The following is an 18876-nucleotide window of genomic DNA, read 5'->3' on the forward strand; positions in this document are numbered from 1 at the left end:
ACTTAAGACTCCTTTAAGCGACACGGCTTACTCTTCGGTACGTCGTGATGAGTACCCCGCGCAAGGAGTCCGCAATGAATACAAAAGTTCTTTCCCGCAGTACCGTGGCAGCCGCCGTGGTCGTCGCATTGTCGGCGGGCTACGTAGCAGGGCACCGTGATCTGCCTGCTCCGCAGGTCATCTCGCAGGCCCAGGCCGCGGCGATGATGCCCGCCGAAGCCGCAGCCAAGACTGGCATTCCCGACTTCTCGGGTCTCGTGGAAACCTACGGGCCCGCGGTGGTCAACATCAGCGCCAAGCACGTCGTGAAGCAGACGGCGCTGCGCAGCGGCGGCAGCGGTTCGCAACAACTGCCGATCGATCCGAGCGATCCGTTCTACCAGTTCTTCAAGCACTTCTATGGCGGCGCGCCCGGCATGGGCGGCGGCGACAATGGTCCGCAGGCCGACCAGCCGAGCGCGAGCCTCGGCTCGGGCTTCATCGTCAGCCCGGACGGCTACATTCTCACGAACGCGCACGTCGTGGACGGGGCCAACGTCGTGACGGTGAAGCTCACCGACAAGCGCGAATACAAGGCGAAGGTCGTGGGCGCGGACAAGCAGTCGGACGTCGCCGTGCTCAAGATCGACGCGAAGGATCTGCCGACCGTGAAGATCGGCGACCCGCGCCAGAGCAAGGTTGGCCAGTGGGTAGTGGCGATCGGCTCGCCGTATGGCTTCGACAACACGGTGACCTCGGGCATCATCAGCGCGAAGTCGCGCTCGCTGCCTGACGAAAACTACACGCCGTTCATCCAGACCGATGTGCCGGTCAACCCCGGCAATTCGGGCGGCCCGCTGTTCAATCTGCAGGGCGAAGTAATCGGCATCAACTCGATGATCTACTCGCAGACGGGCGGCTTCCAGGGCCTTTCGTTCGCAATCCCGATCAATGAGGCGATCAAGGTCAAGGACGAACTCGTCAAGACCGGTCATGTGAGCCGTGGGCGTCTCGGCGTCGCGGTGCAGTCGATGAACCAGACGCTCGCCAACTCGTTCGGCATGGACAAGCCGCGCGGCGCGCTGGTGAGCTCGGTGGACGCGAGCGGTCCGGCCGCGAAGGCGGGCCTGAAGCCCGGCGACGTGATCCTGTCCGTGAACGGCCAGGCCGTGGACGACTCGTCCGCTCTGCCTTCGCTCATCGCCGGCATGAAGCCGGGCACGAAGGCCGATGTTCAGGTGTGGCGTGACAAGAGCACGAAGGACCTCACCGCAACCATCGGCACGCTGGGCGACGCGAAGGTGGCTTCGAACGAGGCACCGCAGGCGCAGATGCAAGGGCGCCTCGGCGTCGCCGTGCGCCCGCTCACGCCGGAAGAGAAGAGCAACGGTTCGCTCGATCACGGTCTGCTCGTCGAGCAGTCGGGTGGCGCGGCCGAAAACGCGGGCGTCCAGCCCGGCGACGTGATTCTCGCCGTGAATGGCCGCCCGGTGACGAGCGCCGATCAGCTCAAGCAAATGGTTTCCAAGGCTGGCAACAGCATTGCGCTCCTGATCCAGCGAGACGACGCACAGATTTTCGTGCCCGTCGATCTCGGCTGATCCCTGCTGTCGCGAATCCGGCTCCGTGCGCCGGATTCGCGGCGAGAGCAGGTTTCATTACGTTGTACCTGTGCTGCCGCCGTTGGCCCTTGGCCCCGGCGGCAGCGGTTTTTTGGGGCGCACAAGACCTTCGACGCGCTGATCGGGCATGCCCCTTGCGAGAGCATTACATCGGACAACCTGAAAGGAGCGATCGATGAAGCGTTTCCACAACTCGCGCCCCGTTCATGCCACCGCTTACGCGACGGTTCTCGCGGCCACGCTTGCGCTCGGCTACTCGGGCGGCGCGGTGGCGCAACAGGCCGATGCCTCGGGCACGGTCGGCGGCTCGACCACCGACAACACGAGCGCCGGCAACACCAACGGCGGCGGCATGCCCCAGGTTCAGCAGCAGGGCGACGTGTCGTTCGTCTCCGGCGGCGTGGGTCTCGACGAATCCAGGGCGCTGCTCAGCGCGGAGCGCGAGTGGCCACTGGCGTTGCGCTTTACCCAGCGCAGCGGCGAGTACGTGGCGGATGTGCGCGTGCAGATCACCGACTCGCACGGCGCGAGCGTGCTCGATACGACTTCCCGCGGGCCGTACATGCTCGTCAAGGTGCGTCCGGGCCGCTACAACGTGCATGTGAGCCATGCGGGCGTCGACAAGACGAGCGCCGTGACGGTGGGCTCGAACGGCAGCGCGCGGGCGGCGTTCATCTGGTAAGCCGCCTGACCGGGCCCCGCCGCGTTTGGGCGTTGCCGCGCGCGCGCCGCGCATAAGATTCACGCAGCCAGGACGAGTTTGGCCGATAATGAAGCCGAAGGGAGGCCGCGATCGCTCAGGCGTTTCGCGAGCGGGTTCGCGTGTTGCCGTCGGTCGCCGTCGCTTGCGTGACCGGCGCGGCGACAGGCGGCTGGCGAGCGGCCATCCCGTGGCATTGCACGGCACGCGCCTTCGTGGCGGCGGGCCACGCGAACCGGTGCGGCCTGCCGCCCGGCGAGGGCAGGGCGCCGCAGGCGCCGCCTACCAACAGGGGAGCCGAACATGGCGGTCGAACCGGATGCGGACCATCGCATCGAACTCGTCGCGAACCGTCACCGCGTGCGCGTGATTCATGGCGGCATCACCATTGCCGATACGCTGCACGCCGTCACCCTTTGCGAAACCGGCTACCCCGACGTCTTCTACTTTCCGCGCGCCGACGTGAACATGGCGCGACTCGAACGCTCCGGACAGATCTCGCATTGCCCGTTCAAGGGCGAGGCGACGTATTTCCATTTGCGTACCGAAGACGGGCGCGTCGACGACGCGGCCTGGAGCTACGAAGCGCCGCTCGATGACGCACGCGGCATCAAGGGGTATCTGGCCTTCTACGCGACTCGCGTGGACCGGATCGACCAGACCTCCTGAAATGGCCCGGTAGCTTGCATAGGGGGAGCCGCCATGGAACTGAACGATGCGTTGAGAATTCCGCTCGAACCGGCCGCCGTCTGGGCGGCGCTGCAGGACGTGGCGCTCGTGCGCGCGAGCATGGAGCATTGCGAGTCGTTCAGGCGGCTCGGCCCCGGCGAATACGCGATCACGCTCACGGTGCCGCTCGGGCCGCTGCGCGCACGCTACGAAGTGCGCGCCCACATTGCCAGTGACACGGCGCAGGTGCCGCTCACGCCCCGGCGCGTGCTGAGCTTTCGCGCCCGCGCGGACGGCATCGGCTCGCTGCGCGGCCAGATCGACGTCGCGCTGCGCCCCGAAGAGCGCGCCACGACGCGGGAGCCGGGTACGGGCAAGGATGTGAGCACGCGGATCGACTACTCGGTGTGGGCCACGCTCACGGGCCCGCTTTCCGAGCTGCCGCCGCGCCAGATCGAGAACGCGCTGCACGAGCTCGCCGACGACTTCTTCACGGAGTTCTGCGCCGTGGTCGCGGTCAAGCACGGCCAGGCGCCGAACCGCGTGGCGGGCGAGCAGCCGCGCCGGCAGCACGTGTTCCTGCGGCCGATCAACCTCGCCGGTCTGGCCCGCCGCGCGCATATCCTGCCGCAGCACCATGCGGGCGGCACGCTATCGGGCCGCGCGGCAAGCACGCTGAATCACGAGCCGCCGCCGCATGCCATGCCGTATTGGGCGTGGGCCGCGATGATCTTTTTCGTCGCGTTGCTGCTCTATGCGGCCCGCTGGTTTACTGCGACCTGAAATCGGCGGCGGGCGGCGCGCCGCCCGCCGGACCGCGCAAAGAAACGTTCACGCCCCCCGAAACTCCCGCCGCCACGCCGACGGCGAAATCCTGAACGCCTCCACGAAATGCTGACGCAGCGACGCAGCCGAGCCGAAGCCCGCGCGTTGGGCGATCGCGTCGATCGGCTGATCGGTGCTTTCGAGCAGCTGCTGCGCGCGGGCGAGGCGCTCGCCGAGCAGCCACGCGCTCACCGTCGTTCCCGTCGTCGAACGGAACTGGCGCGTGAAGGTGCGCCGGCTCATCAGGGCGCGCTGCGCGAGCGAGTCGAGCGTGTGGGGCGCGTCGAGGTGGGCGCGAATCCAGTCGAGCAGACCCGGTAGACGCTCGCCGCGCCCGGCCGCCGCGAGTGGCTGCTGTACGTACTGGGCCTGGTTGCCCTGGCGATGCGGCGGCACGACGAGCCGCCGCGCCACATAGTTCGCGGCGCCCGAGCCGCACAGGCGCCGCATGAGATGCAGACAGCAGTCGAGTCCCGCCGCCGTGCCCGCCGAGGTCAGCAGGTCGCCGTCGTCGATGTAGAGCACGCCGGGGTCGAAGCGCACGGCCGGAAAGCGCTGCGCGAAGTCGTCGGCGGCGGCCCAGTGCGTGGTGCCCGGGCGGTCGTCGAGCAGGCCCGCATGCGCGAGCACGTAGGCGCCGAGGCAGAGCCCGACGAGGATCGCGCCGCTCGCGTGCGCGTCGCGCAGCGCGTCGCAAAGCGCGGCGGGCGGCGCCTCGTGGGTGTCGCGCCAGCTGGGCACGACGATCACGTCCGCGCCGCGCAGCCCCTCGAGGCCGTGCGGCGCGCCGATCGTGAAGCCTGCCGTGGTCGTGAGCGTGCCGGGCTCCGCCGCGCAGACGGCGAGTTCGAACGGCGGCACGCCGCCTTCGCTGCGGGATTCGCCGAACACGACGCAAGGCACCGAGAGATGGAACGGGCTGATGCGGTCGAACGCGATCACGGCGACGCGCAACGGGGTCGGTGAAGGAGCCTGACGGATAGCAGCGGCCATGACGAGTCCCGAAGAGGAATGGCCCGATTCTAGCGAAAGTTGTCATCCGGGCCACTGTCGCGTGGGTGCACGCGGCGCCACAATCCCGCCATCGACTGCGCGTCTTCGGACCGGTCGGTTTCTCTCAATCCCAGGAGGCATGGCCATGTCCGCGAATCCGCGCCGGGCGCTCGTCGTCATCGACGTGCAGAACGAATATGTCAGCGGCGATCTGCCGATCGAATATCCCCCCATCGAGACGTCGCTCGCCAATATCGGCCGCGCGATCGACGCCGCGCACGCCGCTGGCGTGCCGGTCGTGGTGGTGCAGAACGTCGCCCCGGCGGATTCGCCGCTCTTCGCGAGCGGCAGCGTGGGCGCCGAGTTGCATCCGGTCGTGGCCTCGCGCGAGCGCGATCACTATGTCGAAAAAGCGCTGCCGAGCGCCTTCGCGGGCACCGATCTCAAGGCCTGGCTGGCCGGGCGCGGCATCGACACGCTCACGGTGGTGGGCTACATGACGCACAACTGTGACGCTTCGACGGTGTTCGAGGCGACCCACGCGGGTCTTGCCGTGGAGTTTCTGGCCGATGCGACCGGTGCGGTGCCGTATGCAAACGAGGCGGGAACGGCGAGCGCCGAGGAGATCCACCGCGCGTTCAGCGTGGTGATGCACACGCGCTTCGCGGCGGTCGTGAGCACGGATGCCTGGCTTGCCGCCGTCGAAAAAGGCGTGCCGCTCGCGCGCGACAACATCTACGCGTCGAATCAGCGGGCCCGCGCGAACCGCGTGCCGGCCTGAGCGCTCAAGAAAAAGGCGGCCTCGTCAGCGGGCCGCCTCGGTCGATCCGGGAACTGCGCGCGCAGGGCTCAGGCGTCCGGCTCGCCCGCCCCGATGCGCAGTGACGAGCTGAAGCGCAGCGCGTCGAGCATCGCGTCGACGTGCAGTTCGGCGTTGCTCGCCACGTCGAACACGTCCGGCAGGATCGCCATATCGCGCAGCGCGCCGCCGATGAACGAATGGAGCACGCGCGAAGCGCGCTTCGGGTCGAGGTCGGCGGGCAGCTGACCCTTCGACATCGCATTGCGCAAACCCTGCTCGATGCTGGCCAGCCCCTCGCGCATATCGGTCTGATGGCGCGCCATCACGGGGCCCATCTCCTCGACGAACTCGCACTTCAGGAACAGGATCTCGAACACGCGGCGGCGGCGTACGTCGGTGGCCGTATTGCGCAGACACAGAATGCATAGATCGCGCATGCGCCCGAGCGGGTCGGGCTCGCCGGGATCGGTCGATGCCACCTTCAGCTCGTCGAGCGGCAGCACCACGCGGTCGAACATGGCCGTGAACAGGTCGCCCTTGTTCTCGAAATGCCAATAAATCGCGCCGCGCGTCACGCCCGCAGTCTGGGCGATGTCGGCCAGCGAAGTGCGCGACACGCCCTTTTCGTAAAAGACGTGTTCGGCGGCGTCGAGGATCCGGTTGCGCGTCTCCAGCGCTTCCTCTTTCGTGCGGCGGACCATTTTGTAAAGTCAGTGCGTTGCAGTGGGTTAGGGGGAATAAATGTATTTGGGGTGCGAACCGTAATGTATTGATTTGTAATATAGAGGTGATGCGCGGATCGCTCCTGAAGTACCACTCAACGGTTACGTAACGTCCTTTTACATTCGTTCGCGAATGTATCTATAATAGCACCCCACCACCTGGGTGCCTCAAGTGGTGATGTCCGGTTAATATCCGTCCTTGGCCAAGTGGTCGTAGAAACCCCAATGCGCGACGCCTCTCGCGGCGGCGCGCGGCAGTATCGCCCGGACGGATGTGCAGACCGGAACGCGCCTTTCTAGAAGAAGTACCGGGTTTATCCGTCAGGTATTTGCCAGATGCTGGCGTGCGTGGTCGTCCTCCTCGTTGCAGGACGCCGCACGCTTTTATTGTCAGTTATAGACAGAGGTCGCTCCATGCGCGTCGAACGGGTTCCATTCCGCCTAATCAGTGTCGCGACGGCTGCCATCGTGCTCGCAGCCTGCGGGCAAAAGCAGTCGGCGCCGCCGCCGCAAACCCCCGAAGTGGGTATCGTCACCCTCCAGCCGACCGCCGTGCCGGTCGTCTCCGAGCTGCCCGGCCGTACCAGTGCCTACCTCGTCGCGCAAGTGCGCGCACGGGTGGACGGCATCGTGCTGCGCCGCGAATTCACCGAAGGCGCGCTCGTCAAGGCCGGTCAGCGGCTCTACAAGATCGATCCGGCGCCGTACATCGCCGCGCTGAACAATGCCAAGGCCACGCTCGCCAAGGCGCAGGCCAACCTCGTCACGCAGAACGCGCTGGTCGCGCGCTACAAGGTGCTGGTGCAGGCCAACGCGGTGAGCAAGCAGGACTACGACAACGCCATTTCCGCCCAGGGCCAGGCCGCAGCCGACGTCGCCGCCGGCAAGGCCGCCGTCGACACGGCACAGATCAACCTCGGCTACACCGACGTCACTTCGCCGGTCTCGGGCCAGGTCGGCATCTCGCAGGTCACGCCGGGCGCCTACGTGCAGGCGAGCGCGGCCACGTTGATGTCGACGGTGCAGCAGCTCGATCCGATGTACGTGGACGTCACGCAGTCCAGTCTCGAAGGCCTGAAGCTGCGCCGCGAGATCCAGGAAGGACGCCTGAAGACCAACGGCCCGAACGCCGCCAAGGTCTCGCTCGTCCTCGAAGACGGCCGCACCTATTCGGAAAAGGGCAAGCTCCAGTTCTCCGACGTCACCGTCGACCAGACCACGGGCTCGGTCACGGTTCGCGCGATTTTCCCGAACGCCGACCGCGTGCTGCTGCCGGGCATGTTCGTGCGCGCGCGCATCGAAGAAGGCATCAACAACAACGCGTTCCTCGTGCCGCAGGTCGGCGTGCAGCACGACCAGAAGGGGCAGGCCTCGGTGTACGTCGTCAACCAGGACAACAAGGTCGTGCCGACGCCGATCACCACGGCGGGCACGCAGGGTCAGGACTGGGTCGTTCAGAGCGGTCTGAACGCCGGCGACCGCGTGATCGTTCAGGGCACCGACAAGGTCAAGCCGGGTGCGCAGGTCAAGCCGGTTCCCGCGCAGCTGCCGCCGCCGCCGCCGCAGGGCGCGCCTTCGGCCGACATGGCAACGGCTTCGGGCTACGCGAACGCCGCCAGCGCCGCATCGGGGCCGAAGGCTGCCTCGGCTGCACCTGCCGCCTCCGCAGCGCAATAACGGGGAGCCTGCTTCATGGCAAAGTTCTTTATTGATCGCCCAATCTTTGCATGGGTGATCGCCATCATCCTGATGCTGGCGGGTGTGGCGTCGGTGTTCACGCTGCCGGTCGCGCAGTATCCGACCATCGCGCCGCCTTCCATCCAGATCAGCGCGAACTATCCGGGCGCATCGGCCAAGACGGTGGAAAACACGGTCACGCAGGTGATCGAGCAGCAGATGAGCGGTCTCGACCACCTGCTGTACATCTCGTCGACTTCCGATGACTCGGGCACGGCTACGATCACGCTGACGTTCGCGGCGGGTACTAACCCGGACATCGCGCAGGTGCAGGTGCAGAACAAGTTGCAGCTCGCCACGCCGATCCTGCCGCAGGTGGTGCAGCAGCTCGGTATCAGCGTCACGAAATCGAGCAGCAGCTTCCTGCTGGTGCTCGCGTTCGTGTCCGAAGACGGCAGCATGACCAAGTACGACCTCGCGAACTACGTGGCGTCGAACGTGAAAGACCCGATCAGCCGTATCGACGGCGTGGGTACGGTCACGCTGTTCGGCTCGCAGTACGCGATGCGTGTCTGGCTCGATCCAAACAAGCTCACGAACTTCCAGCTAACGCCAACCGACGTCACAGCGGCAATCACCGCGCAGAACGTGCAGATCGCGGGCGGTCAGCTGGGCGGCACGCCGGCGGTGGCGGGGCAGGCGTTCCAGGCGACCATCACCGAATCGACGCTGCTGCAGACGCCCGAGCAGTTCGGCAACATCCTGCTGAAGGTGAACCAGGACGGCTCGCAGGTGCGCTTGAAGGACGTGGCGCGTATTGGTCTGGGTGGCGAAAACTACAACTTCGACACGAAGTACAACGGTGCGCCGACGGCCGGTCTGGGCATTCAGCTCGCGACGGGCGCCAACGCGCTGCAGACCGCGAAGCTCGTGCGCCAGAAGATCGACGACCTCTCGAGGTACTTCCCGCACGGTCTCGTCGTGAAGTACCCGTACGACACGACGCCGTTCGTGCGCCTGTCGATCGAGGAAGTGATCAAGACGCTGCTGGAAGGCATCGTGCTCGTGTTCCTCGTGATGTACCTGTTCCTGCAGAATCTGCGCGCGACGTTGATTCCGACGATCGCGGTGCCGGTGGTGCTGCTGGGCACGTTCGCGATCATGGCGGCGGTGGGCTTCTCGATCAACACGCTGTCGATGTTCGGTCTCGTGCTCGCCATCGGCCTGCTGGTGGACGACGCGATCGTGGTCGTGGAGAACGTCGAGCGGGTGATGGTGGAAGAGGGGTTAGGGCCGAAGGAGGCCACCCGCAAGGCGATGGGCCAGATTACCGGCGCACTCGTTGGCGTGGCGCTCGTGCTTTCCGCGGTGTTCGTGCCGGTGGCGTTCTCGGGCGGCTCGGTCGGCGCCATCTACCGGCAGTTCTCGCTCACGATCGTGGCGGCGATGGTGCTGTCCGTGCTCGTCGCGCTGATTCTCACGCCGGCGTTGTGCGCGACCATTCTCAAGCCGATTCCGAAGGGTCATCACGAAGAGAAGAAGGGCTTCTTCGGCTGGTTCAACCGTACGTTCGAGACGAGCCGCGACAAGTATCACTCCGGCGTGCACCACGTGATCAAGCGCTCGGGCCGCTGGCTCATCATCTATCTCGCGGTGATCGTCGCGGTTGGTCTGCTGTTCGTGCGCCTGCCGAAGTCGTTCCTGCCCGATGAAGACCAGGGCACGATGTTCGTGATCGTGCAGACGCCCGTGGGCTCGACCCAGGAAACGACGGCACGCACGCTCGCCAACATCCAGAACTGGCTGCTCAAGGACGAAGGCAGCATCGTCGAGTCGGTGTTCACGGTGAACGGCTTCAGCTTCGCGGGCCGTGGCCAGAACTCGGGTCTCGTGTTCGTACGGATGAAGGACTACAAGCAGCGTCAGAACGCGGACCAGAAGGTCCAGGCGCTGGTGCGGCGTATGTTCATGCACTATGCGGGCTACAAGGACGCGATGGTGTTCCCGGTGAATCCGCCTTCGATTCCTGAACTCGGCACCGCGTCGGGCTTCGACTTCGAATTGCAGGACCGCGGAGGTCTCGGTCACGAGAAGCTGATGGAAGCGCGCAACATGCTGCTCGGCATGGCTGCGAAGGATCCGACGCTCGCACTTGTGCGCCCGAACGGCCTGAACGACACGCCGCAGTTCACGGTGGACATCGACCGGGAAAAGGCCGAGGCGCTCGGTGTGACGGCGGCCGCGGTCGACCAGACCTTCTCGATCGCGTGGGCGTCGGCGTACGTGAACAACTTCCTCGACACGGACGGCCGTATCAAGAAGGTGTACGTGATGGCCGATGCACCGTTCCGCATGACGCCCGAGGACATGAACCTCTGGTACGTGCGCAACAGCGCGGGCGGAATGGCGCCGTTCGGCTCGGTCGCGAAAGGCCGCTGGACCTTCGGTTCGCCGAAGCTCGAACGCTACAACGGCATTTCCGCTCTGGAAATCCAGGGTCAGGCGGGGCAGGGCAAGTCGACCGGCCAGGCCATGACGGCCATGGAGCAGATCGCGGCGAAGTTGCCCGCGGGTATCGGCTACGAATGGACGGGGCTCTCGTATCAGGAGCGCCAGTCGGGCTCGCAGGCGCCGATCCTGTACGGCATTTCGATCCTCGTCGTGTTCCTGTGTCTTGCGGCGCTGTATGAAAGCTGGTCGATTCCGTTCGCGGTCATCATGGTGGTGCCGCTCGGCGTGCTCGGTGCGCTGCTGGCGGTGACCTTGCGCGGCCTCGAGAACGACGTGTTCTTCCAGGTGGGCCTGCTAACCACTGTGGGTCTGTCGGCGAAGAACGCGATTCTGATTGTGGAGTTCGCGCGCGACCTGCAGGCCGAGGGAAAGATGGGACCGATCGAGGCGGCGCTCGAAGCTTCGCGACTGCGTCTGCGGCCGATTCTCATGACGTCGATGGCGTTCATTCTCGGCGTGCTGCCGCTCGCGATCAGTAACGGCGCGGGTTCGGCTTCGCAGCACGCGATCGGCACGGGCGTGATCGGCGGGATGATCACGGCCACGTTCCTCGCGATCTTCATGATCCCGATGTTCTTCGTGGTGATCCGCGCAAAGTTCGCCGGCGAGAAGGAAGACGCCGACGTCGCGCTCCAGCACTACGAAGAGCACCACGCGCACGACCATGACCAGGACAATGGCGCGAATGGTGGCGGCGCCGGCGGTCAGGGTGGCAACGACCGTGGTGGCGAAGGTGGCAACGGCGACGGCCCGGGCAAGGAAGGACATTGAGATGCATAAACTATCCGTAATTGCAGCGGCCGCCGCAGCGGTGGCCGCCGCGCTCCTCGCGGGTTGCACGATGGAGCCTTGGTACCACCGGCCCGAAGCGCCGGTGTCGCAGAGCTTCCCGCAGGGCGGCGTGTACGCCACGCAGCCCGCTGCTGCGGGCGCGAATGGCCAGAACGGCCAGGCCGCCCCGAGCGCCAATGGCGCCGCGGCGACCGACATCGGCTGGCGCGAATTCTTCGTCGATCCGCGCCTGCAGCAGCTCGTGGACATCGCGCTGAAGAACAACCGCGATCTGCGCGTGTCGGTGCTCAACGTCGAGGCGGCGCGCGCGCAGTATCAGATCACGCGCGCCGAACTGTTCCCGGCGATCAACGGTGTGGCTTCGGACACGCGCACGCGCGTGCCGAGGAACTTCCAGACCACGGTGAATAATCCGTACAGCGTCTACAACGTGGGCGTGCAGGCGTCATGGGAACTGGACTTCTGGGGGCGCATCCGCAGCCTGAAGGACCAGGCGTTGGCGCAGTACCTCTCGACGGCGTATGCGCGCAAGGCGGCCGAGATCACGCTGGTTTCGGAAGTCGCGGACCAGTACCTGACCATGCTCTCCGACGACGACCTCCTCAAGGTCACGCAGGAAACGCTCAAGACGGCGCAGGACTCGTACAACATCGCGAAGGCGCAGTTCGATACGGGCACCGGCACCGAACTCGATTTGCGTCAGGCGCAAACCGTGGTCGAGAACGCGCAGGCCAACATGCAGGCGCAACTGCGCGCACGCGCCCAGGCCGAAAACGCGCTCGTGCTGCTGATCGGCGAGCCGCTGCCGGCGGATCTGCCGCAAGGCCTGCCGCTCGACGGCCAGGCCCTGCTCAACGACATTCCGGCAGGCCTGCCTTCGGATCTGCTCACGCGTCGCCCGGACATCATGCAGGCCGAAGAGACACTGCTCGCGGCAAACGCCAACATCGGCGCGGCGCGTGCGGCGTTCTTCCCGAAGATCTCGCTCACGGCGGCGTTCGGCACCGAAAGCCTGTCGCTCGGCGGGCTCTTCAAGGCCGGCACGGCGGCGTGGAGCTTCGTGCCGCAGATCACGCTGCCGATCTTCGAAGGCGGTTCGAACATCGCGAACCTGCAACTCGCGAACGTCGAGAAGCGCATCGAGATCGCCAACTACGAGAAGTCGATCCAGTCGGCGTTCCGCGAAGTGGCCGACGGCCTGGCTGCGCGCGGCACCTACGATGAGCAGATCGCCGCACTCGAGCGCAGCACCTTTGCGAACCAACGCTCGCTCACGCTTTCGGAACTGCGCTACAAGAACGGCGTGGACAGCTATCTGCCGGTGCTGGCCGCGCAGACCAGCCTCTACACGGCGCAGCAGTCGCTCGTCACGGCGCGCCTCGCGCGCCTGACCAACCTCGTCGATCTGTATCGCGCGTTGGGCGGCGGCTGGATCGCGCATGCGGGCGAGACGCCGCGCGAACCCGATGCGCCGGCCGATTACGGCGCGGCCAGCGCGCCGGTGGCGGCTTCGGCGGCTACGACGGGGTAACGCGCTACGGTTCGCGCTACGGCTTCGGAACCGGAAGCCAGAACGCCACGGGAGACCGTGGCGTTTTTTTTTGCGCGTGAGCGTGCGCAACGCAAGGACGAAAAAAAAGCGCCATGGTTTCCCATGGCGCCGAACCAGCAAAAGACCCCGCCCGCCATGTGCATGGATGGGCACCTGCGAGCGGGGCACCTCTCGCGTCAACTCAATACGTTCAAACCCGCTTCGATTGGCTCACTGCGATCGACTCAATGCGCGGCCGAGCGCGGCATTTCGTGGCCCGCGTCTGGCGTCTGTTCCGCATCCGGACGGCCTTCGAGATCGTGTCCGGCGCGGCGGATGGCGCGCTCGGCGGCTTTCTCGCTCCTGGCACCGTTGAAGATCAGGTTCAGCACCACCGCCGAAACCGAAGCAAGCAGGATGCCGCTATGGAGCAGCGGCGAAAGCGCGGGCGGCAGCTTGGCGAAGAAGTGCGGCGACACTACCGGCACGAGGCCGAAACCCACGCTCACGGCCACGATGAAGAGGTTGTGCTGGTTCTTCACGAAGTCCACGCGCGAGAGCACCTTGATGCCGTTCGCCGCCACCATGCCGAACATCACGATGCCTGCGCCGCCCAGTACGAAAGCGGGCACCGAGGCGACCATCTGCGCCATCTTCGGGAAGAGCCCGAGCAGCACGAGAATCACGCCGCCCATCGCGCACACATAGCGGCTCTTCACGCCCGTCACGCCGATGAGCCCCACGTTCTGCGAGAACGACGTATGCGGGAACGAGTTGAAAATGCCGCCGATCATCGTGCCGAGACCGTCCACACGCAGGCCGCGCACGAGTGTGGCCTGATCGACGGGGCGCTCGACCATGTCGCCCACGGCGAGGAACATGCCCGTCGATTCGATGAAGGTCACGAACATCACGATCACCATCGTCGCGATCGGCAGGACGTGGAACTTCGGCATGCCGAAGTGGAACGGCATGACGATGCCGACCCACGGCGCGCTCGCCATGCCTTCGAGATTCACGCGGCCGAGTGCAAGCGCAATGGCGAAGCCCGCGACGATGCCGAGCAGCACCGAGATATTGGCGATGAAGCCGCGTCCGAACTTGTTGATGAGCAGGATCAGCATCAGTACGAGCAGCGAGAGGCCGAGGTAGATGGGGTTCCCATAGTCGGGGTTGCCCACGCCGCCCGCAGCCCAGTTGATGCCCACTTCCATGAGCGAGAGGCCGATCACCGCGATCACGGTGCCCACCACGACAGGCGGGAAGAAGCGCAGCAGCTTGCCGATCATCGGCGCGATCACGATGCCGATTGCGCCCGCCGCGATGGTCGAGCCGAAGATGTCGAGCAGGCCGAGCGACGGATTGGTGCCGATGGCGATCATCGGGCCCACCGAGGCGAACGTGCAGCCCATGATCACGGGCAGGCGGATGCCGAAGATCCACAGGCCGAGCGTCTGGATCAGCGTGGCGATGCCGCAGGCGAACAGGTCGGCGCTGATGAGAAAGGCGATCTGGTCCTTCGGCAGCCCGATCGCGCCGCCGACGATGAGCGGCACGGCCACCGCGCCTGCGTACATCACGAGCACGTGCTGGATGCCGAGTGTCAGCAGCTGGCTAAACGGCAGGCGCTCGTCGCAGGGGTGGACCTGCTTCTGGCCAGACCGCTGGGCGGCCTGGTCCTCAATGCCCTTGGCTTGCATGTCGTCTGTCTCCGTCTCTTTGTTTAAGGGATATGGCCTCCAAGGTATGCGGTAAGAAAATAGGCAACAAGACCACTGGAGACTATTCCGTGCTTTCCGGCGACGATATGCGCGCGTCGGGATGGGCCGGCGACATAAGGGTGGGATCGGCGCGCGTGGCGGCATCATGGCGGCGTCGCGAGGCGCCGGTTCGGACCGCGCGTGCGGCGGCGCAAGGCGGGGAGGCCCCTGTTTGCGGCGATTGGGCGGCTTCGCGCTGTGGGTGCCGCGGTGCGGCCGTGGCGGTACGGCGCCATGGCGGAGCGCGTGCAGGTGGCTCGAAGTGAGGCCGGCGATGCCCAGCGGGTCATGTCACCTATGTCAGCGTCGTTATGATCTCTATTTCGAATGCGCAATGTGAGCCATTTTGCACCTCGCGAACACCCAACGGGTTAACCCGCGAATGGGCATGATTCGCGTCGAAATCGGCTGCGTTGCACGCGGGTTCGCGGCAGGTTTGAATCCCCCGCTTAACGCACATTCGGCGGCGTGCTCGCCGGTATGATCGTTCTTCCCGTCCTCACCCACCTCGCACAGCGTTCCCCATGAGCCCATCGCAGACGCGTTTTCTCGGCATCGACCTCGGCACCGGTTCACTCAAGCTCGGCATCATCGATGGCGATGGCGTCGAGCGTGCCGCCGCGAGCGTGGCCTATGCGCTCGAAACACCGCAGCCCGGCTGGGCCGAGATCGCCGTGGATCGGTGGTGGGACGCGCTCGTCGTGGCCTGCGCGCGATTGCCGGAGAGCGAGCGCGCCGCGGTGCGGGCAATCGGCTTTTCCGGACAGATGCACGGCGTCGTGCTCACCGACGCAGCGGGCCGCGCGTTGCGCCCCGCGATGCTCTGGCCCGACACGCGCGCGCATGCGCTGCTCGACGCGTGGCCCGACGACGCCGAACACGCGCAGCCCAACCCCGTGGCGCCCGGCATGGCGGGGCCGCTGCTGCGCTGGGTCCTGCAGCATGAGCCGCAAGTCGCCCAAGCCGCGCGCTGGGCGCTGCAGCCGAAAGACTGGTTGCGCGTGGCGCTGGGTGGCGCGTTCCACGCCGATCCCTCGGACGCGTGCGCGACGGCGCTCGCCGCACCCGATGGCGCGTGGGACTTCGCGTTAATCGAGCGGCTGGGACTGCCGGCGCGGTGGTTCGCGCCGCTTGCCGCGTCGCATGAAGCGAGCGGCGCGCTGAGCGCGCAGGCCGCCCAGGCGCTCGGGCTGCCCGCTGGCATCGCGCTCGCGACGGGCGCGGGCGACACGCCTTGCGCCGCGTTCGGCAGTGGCCTGGCCGACGAAGGCGACGCGCTCCTCACGACCGGCACGGGCGGCCAGATCGTCGTGACCGCGCGCAGCGAGCCGCCCGCGCGGCGCGGGCTGCATCGCTACCGCTCGGCGACGGGCGGGTGGTACACCATGGCCGCCATGCAGAACGTGGGCGTGGCGCTGGAAGCGGCACGCGGCTGGCTGGCCTACGACTGGGCTTCGGCTTACGCGGATGCGTTCGCCGTGCCGCCGTCGGCGACGCTCGCGTTCCTGCCTTACCTGAGCGGCGAGCGCTCGCCGTGGCTCGACCCGGCGGCGCGCGGCGGCTGGCTGGGCGCTTCGCTCGGCGACTCGCGCGGCACGCTCATGCGCGCGGCGTTCGAAGGCGTCACGTTCGCGTTGCGCGCGGGCCTCGACGCCGTGCGCAGCACCCATGAAGCCGCCGATGGAGGCACGCGGGATGCGCGCAGTGTGCCGACGCTCAAGCTCGCGGGCGGCGGCTCCGTGGACGCGCGCTGGCGGCAGTTGCTCGCCGACACGCTCGACGCGGACCTCTACGCGATCGACTGCCCGAACGCAGCGGCGCGCGGCGCCGCGATGCTGGGCGGCCTCGCGTGCGGGCACTGGCGCATGAGCGACCTCGCGGCGCTTGCGCCGGCCGCGACGCTGGTGGCGTCGCCGCGCGAGGACGCCGCGCTCGCGCAGCGCTATGCGCGCTTCATCGATCTGTATGGCCGCGTGCGAACCTGGTTTGCACCGGCACCGTGATGAGGCGTATCGACATCACCGAGACACAGGAGCAGCGAAGATGAAGACGAAAGCCGCCGTCGCATGGAAAGCCGGGACCCCGCTGACGATCGAGGAAGTGGATCTGGAAGGTCCGCGCGCCGGCGAGGTGCTGATCGAGGTGAAGGCGACGGGCATCTGCCATACCGATTACTACACGCTCTCGGGCGCGGACCCGGAAGGAATCTTTCCGGCGATCCTCGGCCATGAAGGCGCGGGCATCGTGGTCGATGTCGGTGCGGGCGTGGGCACGGTGAGGAAAGGCGACCACTCCGCTTTACACGCCGGAATGCCGCCAGTGCAAATTCTGTCTCTCGCGCAAGACGAACCTGTGTCAGGCCATTCGCGCGACGCAAGGCAAGGGCCTCATGCCCGACGCCACCTCGCGCTTCTCGCTGGGCGGCAAGCCGCTCTATCACTACATGGGCACGTCGACGTTCTCGAACTACATCGTCGTGCCGGAAATCGCCGTGGCGAAAATCCGTGAGGACGCGCCGTTCGGCAAGGTCTGCTATATCGGCTGCGGCGTGACGACGGGCGTGGGCGCCGTGGTGTACTCGGCGAAAATGGAAGCGGGCGCGAACGTGGCGGTGTTCGGCCTGGGCGGCATTGGCCTGAACGTGATCCAGGGCGCGAAGATGGTGGGCGCCGACAAGATCATCGGCGTGGATATCAACCCGAAGCGCGTCGAACTCGCAAAGCAGTTTGGCATGACGCATTTCGTCGATCCGAACGATGTGGAGAACATCGTCGATTACATCGTGCAACTGACCGATGGCGGCGCCGACTATTCGTTCGAATGCATCGGCAACACGAAGGTGATGCGCGAGGCGCTCGAATGCACGCACAAGGGCTGGGGCCAGTCGTTCATCATCGGCGTGGCGGCGGCCGGCGAGGAGATCAGCACGCGCCCGTTTCAGCTCGTCACGGGCCGCCAATGGAAAGGCTCGGCGTTCGGCGGCGCGCGCGGGCGCACCGACGTGCCGACGATCGTCGACTGGTACATGGAAGGCAAGATCAACATCGACGATCTGATCACGCACACGCTCGAACTCGACCAGATCAACCAAGGCTTCGACCTCATGAAAAAGGGCGAGTCGATCCGCTCGGTCGTGCTCTACTGAGCGAGGCGTAACAGCAAAAAAGGCGTTGCCACCGCGAGGGGCAACGCCTTTTTCATGGCGCGTACAGCGTGCTAGCGACGCTCGATCAGACTCGCGCCGTAGACGAGCGCGGCGAGCGCGGTGATCCAGAAGCTGGTGGGCCAGTCGGTGTAGAAGGCGAGCGTCACGCCGAGCCATGCCTGCACGAGCGCGAGCAGCGCGGCGAGCACGAGGCCGGTGGACAGGCGCGTGGTGAGATTCTGCGCGGCGGCGGCCGGACCGACCATCAGCGTAAAGACGAGCAGCACGCCGACGATCTGCGTGCACGCGGCCACCGCGAGCGCGGCGATGGCGAGGAACAGCATCGAGACCGCGCGCAGCGACACGCCCTTCGCTTCGGCGAGTTCGGGCTGCAGCGAGGCGAACAGCAGCGGCCGCATGATGGCGGCCAGCGCCGCGAGACTCGCCACGGCGAGGGCGGCCAGCACGCCGAGCGTCTCGCGGTTCACGCCGAGCACGTTGCCGAACAGCAGCGCCGTGACCTGCGTGGCATACGACGTGAAGAAGTGCAGAAACAAGAGGCCGAAGCCGAGCGCGAGCGAAAGGATCACGCCGATCGCCACATCGCGGCCCGCGAGCTTTTCGCCGAGCGCGCCCATCGAAACGCCAGCGGCGAGCGTGAAGCCCACCATGCCCCACATCGGCGAGACGCCGAGCAGCACGGCGCCCGTCGCGCCCGTGAAACCCACGTGTGAGAGCGCGTGGCCCGCGAAGGTCTGACCGCGCATCACGAGGAAATAGCCCACCACGCCCGCGAGCACCGCGACGATGCCCGCCGCCGCGAAGGCGTTCACCATGAAATCGTATTCAAGCATCGTGCGTGTGGCCGTGGGTGTTGTCGTTGTTGTTGCCGTGGGCGTGACTGTGTCCGTGCGCGTGGCCGTGGCCGCCGTGGTCGTGCTCATGCTCGTGGTCGTGCTTTTCGACTTCCACGTCGCCCGACATCACGAAGATGCGGCCCTTCATGCGCATCACTTCGATCGGCGAGCCGTAGAGGCGCGAGAGCACGGGCGCCGTGATGACTTCGTCCACGCTGCCGAGCGCGGCCACGCCATTGCCGAGATAGAGCACGCGGTCGAGCGCGTTGAGCAGCGGGTTGAGTTCGTGGG

The 18876-nt window shown here is 66.5% G+C and carries 13 protein-coding genes and 2 pseudogenes; 10 read left to right on the plus strand and 5 right to left on the minus strand.

Going from position 1 to position 18876, the window contains the following annotated elements:
• Nucleotides 1-74 precede the first annotated feature (74 nt).
• The 4 genes from AB4Y44_RS37440 to AB4Y44_RS37455 all read left to right on the plus strand — a co-directional run bounded on the left by AB4Y44_RS37440 (nucleotide 75) and on the right by AB4Y44_RS37455 (nucleotide 3753).
• Complete coding sequence (locus tag AB4Y44_RS37440) at nucleotides 75-1580, plus strand: DegQ family serine endoprotease (protein ID WP_368702315.1); 1506 nt, start codon at nucleotides 75-77, stop codon at nucleotides 1578-1580.
• 196 nt (nucleotides 1581-1776) lie between these two features.
• On the plus strand, nucleotides 1777-2283 hold the full coding sequence (locus AB4Y44_RS37445; protein ID WP_342921178.1) for a carboxypeptidase regulatory-like domain-containing protein: 507 nt from the start codon (nucleotides 1777-1779) through the stop codon (nucleotides 2281-2283).
• Nucleotides 2284-2604: 321 nt separating this feature from the next.
• Entirely contained in the window at nucleotides 2605-2970 is a 366-nt protein-coding gene (locus tag AB4Y44_RS37450) for a DUF427 domain-containing protein (RefSeq protein ID WP_368702316.1), read from the plus strand.
• A 33-nt stretch (nucleotides 2971-3003) separates the two neighbouring features.
• Nucleotides 3004-3753: a CoxG family protein gene (locus tag AB4Y44_RS37455; RefSeq protein ID WP_368687602.1), complete on the plus strand. Its 750-nt coding sequence runs from the start codon at nucleotides 3004-3006 to the stop codon at nucleotides 3751-3753.
• Nucleotides 3754-3801: 48 nt separating this feature from the next.
• Here AB4Y44_RS37455 and AB4Y44_RS37460 read toward each other — a convergent pair whose 3' ends face one another.
• Nucleotides 3802-4788, minus strand: a complete 987-nt coding sequence (locus AB4Y44_RS37460; protein ID WP_368702317.1) for a helix-turn-helix domain-containing protein — start codon at nucleotides 4786-4788, stop codon at nucleotides 3802-3804.
• Between the two features lie 139 nt (nucleotides 4789-4927).
• Here AB4Y44_RS37460 and AB4Y44_RS37465 point away from each other — a divergent pair, with 139 nt between their 5' ends.
• Nucleotides 4928-5569 carry a cysteine hydrolase family protein gene (locus AB4Y44_RS37465; protein WP_368702318.1) on the plus strand — a complete coding sequence of 214 codons (642 nt, stop codon included), beginning with the start codon at nucleotides 4928-4930 and terminating at the stop codon, nucleotides 5567-5569.
• Between the two features lie 68 nt (nucleotides 5570-5637).
• On the opposite strand, the gene AB4Y44_RS37470 is transcribed toward AB4Y44_RS37465, so the two are convergent.
• The gene (locus tag AB4Y44_RS37470) at nucleotides 5638-6291 is read right to left on the minus strand and encodes a TetR family transcriptional regulator (protein ID WP_368702319.1); all 654 of its coding nucleotides are present in this window, start codon (nucleotides 6289-6291) and stop codon (nucleotides 5638-5640) included.
• A 435-nt stretch (nucleotides 6292-6726) separates the two neighbouring features.
• Here AB4Y44_RS37470 and AB4Y44_RS37475 point away from each other — a divergent pair, with 435 nt between their 5' ends.
• From AB4Y44_RS37475 to AB4Y44_RS37485, 3 genes are read left to right on the plus strand one after another with little or no spacing between them, the layout of a single operon-like run.
• Nucleotides 6727-7989 carry an efflux RND transporter periplasmic adaptor subunit gene (locus tag AB4Y44_RS37475; RefSeq protein ID WP_368702320.1) on the plus strand — a complete coding sequence of 421 codons (1263 nt, stop codon included), beginning with the start codon at nucleotides 6727-6729 and terminating at the stop codon, nucleotides 7987-7989.
• Between the two features lie 15 nt (nucleotides 7990-8004).
• Nucleotides 8005-11271 carry an efflux RND transporter permease subunit gene (locus AB4Y44_RS37480; RefSeq protein ID WP_368702321.1) on the plus strand — a complete coding sequence of 1089 codons (3267 nt, stop codon included), beginning with the start codon at nucleotides 8005-8007 and terminating at the stop codon, nucleotides 11269-11271.
• A gap of 1 nt (nucleotide 11272) precedes the next feature.
• Nucleotides 11273-12823: an efflux transporter outer membrane subunit gene (locus tag AB4Y44_RS37485; RefSeq protein WP_368702322.1), complete on the plus strand. Its 1551-nt coding sequence runs from the start codon at nucleotides 11273-11275 to the stop codon at nucleotides 12821-12823.
• Nucleotides 12824-13068: 245 nt separating this feature from the next.
• Here AB4Y44_RS37485 and AB4Y44_RS37490 read toward each other — a convergent pair whose 3' ends face one another.
• Complete coding sequence (locus AB4Y44_RS37490; RefSeq protein ID WP_368702323.1) at nucleotides 13069-14523, minus strand: nucleobase:cation symporter-2 family protein; 1455 nt, start codon at nucleotides 14521-14523, stop codon at nucleotides 13069-13071.
• 584 nt (nucleotides 14524-15107) lie between these two features.
• On the opposite strand from AB4Y44_RS37490, the gene AB4Y44_RS37495 reads away from it, so the two are divergent.
• On the plus strand, nucleotides 15108-16586 hold the full coding sequence (locus AB4Y44_RS37495) for a xylulokinase (RefSeq protein WP_368702324.1): 1479 nt from the start codon (nucleotides 15108-15110) through the stop codon (nucleotides 16584-16586).
• A 40-nt stretch (nucleotides 16587-16626) separates the two neighbouring features.
• Nucleotides 16627-17728 (plus strand): annotated as a pseudogene (locus AB4Y44_RS37500) (S-(hydroxymethyl)glutathione dehydrogenase/class III alcohol dehydrogenase).
• Between the two features lie 71 nt (nucleotides 17729-17799).
• Here the strand turns inward: AB4Y44_RS37500 and AB4Y44_RS37505 are convergent.
• Nucleotides 17800-18582, minus strand: coding sequence for a metal ABC transporter permease (locus AB4Y44_RS37505; RefSeq protein ID WP_368702325.1), 783 nt, complete (start codon nucleotides 18580-18582; stop codon nucleotides 17800-17802).
• Nucleotides 18575-18876: pseudogene (locus tag AB4Y44_RS37510) on the minus strand (ABC transporter ATP-binding protein); the annotation flags it as partial. The gene AB4Y44_RS37505 and the pseudogene AB4Y44_RS37510, both read right to left, overlap by 8 nt.

The organism is Paraburkholderia sp. BR10937 (assembly GCF_040965695.1).
In the GTDB taxonomy this organism is placed as follows: domain Bacteria; phylum Pseudomonadota; class Gammaproteobacteria; order Burkholderiales; family Burkholderiaceae; genus Paraburkholderia.

Excerpts from the sequence above, each read along its gene's own strand:
- AB4Y44_RS37440 (WP_368702315.1), top strand. The coding sequence starts at position 75 with ATGAATACAAAAGTTCTTTCCCGCAGTACCGTGGCAGCCGCCGTGGTC.
- AB4Y44_RS37445 (WP_342921178.1), top strand. The coding sequence starts at position 1,777 with ATGAAGCGTTTCCACAACTCGCGCCCCGTTCATGCCACCGCTTACGCG.
- AB4Y44_RS37450 (WP_368702316.1), top strand. The coding sequence starts at position 2,605 with ATGGCGGTCGAACCGGATGCGGACCATCGCATCGAACTCGTCGCGAAC.
- AB4Y44_RS37455 (WP_368687602.1), top strand. The coding sequence starts at position 3,004 with ATGGAACTGAACGATGCGTTGAGAATTCCGCTCGAACCGGCCGCCGTC.
- AB4Y44_RS37460 (WP_368702317.1), bottom strand. The coding sequence starts at position 4,788 with ATGGCCGCTGCTATCCGTCAGGCTCCTTCACCGACCCCGTTGCGCGTC.
- AB4Y44_RS37465 (WP_368702318.1), top strand. The coding sequence starts at position 4,928 with ATGGCCATGTCCGCGAATCCGCGCCGGGCGCTCGTCGTCATCGACGTG.
- AB4Y44_RS37470 (WP_368702319.1), bottom strand. The coding sequence starts at position 6,291 with ATGGTCCGCCGCACGAAAGAGGAAGCGCTGGAGACGCGCAACCGGATC.
- AB4Y44_RS37475 (WP_368702320.1), top strand. The coding sequence starts at position 6,727 with ATGCGCGTCGAACGGGTTCCATTCCGCCTAATCAGTGTCGCGACGGCT.
- AB4Y44_RS37480 (WP_368702321.1), top strand. The coding sequence starts at position 8,005 with ATGGCAAAGTTCTTTATTGATCGCCCAATCTTTGCATGGGTGATCGCC.
- AB4Y44_RS37485 (WP_368702322.1), top strand. The coding sequence starts at position 11,273 with ATGCATAAACTATCCGTAATTGCAGCGGCCGCCGCAGCGGTGGCCGCC.
- AB4Y44_RS37490 (WP_368702323.1), bottom strand. The coding sequence starts at position 14,523 with ATGCAAGCCAAGGGCATTGAGGACCAGGCCGCCCAGCGGTCTGGCCAG.
- AB4Y44_RS37495 (WP_368702324.1), top strand. The coding sequence starts at position 15,108 with ATGAGCCCATCGCAGACGCGTTTTCTCGGCATCGACCTCGGCACCGGT.
- AB4Y44_RS37505 (WP_368702325.1), bottom strand. The coding sequence starts at position 18,582 with ATGCTTGAATACGATTTCATGGTGAACGCCTTCGCGGCGGCGGGCATC.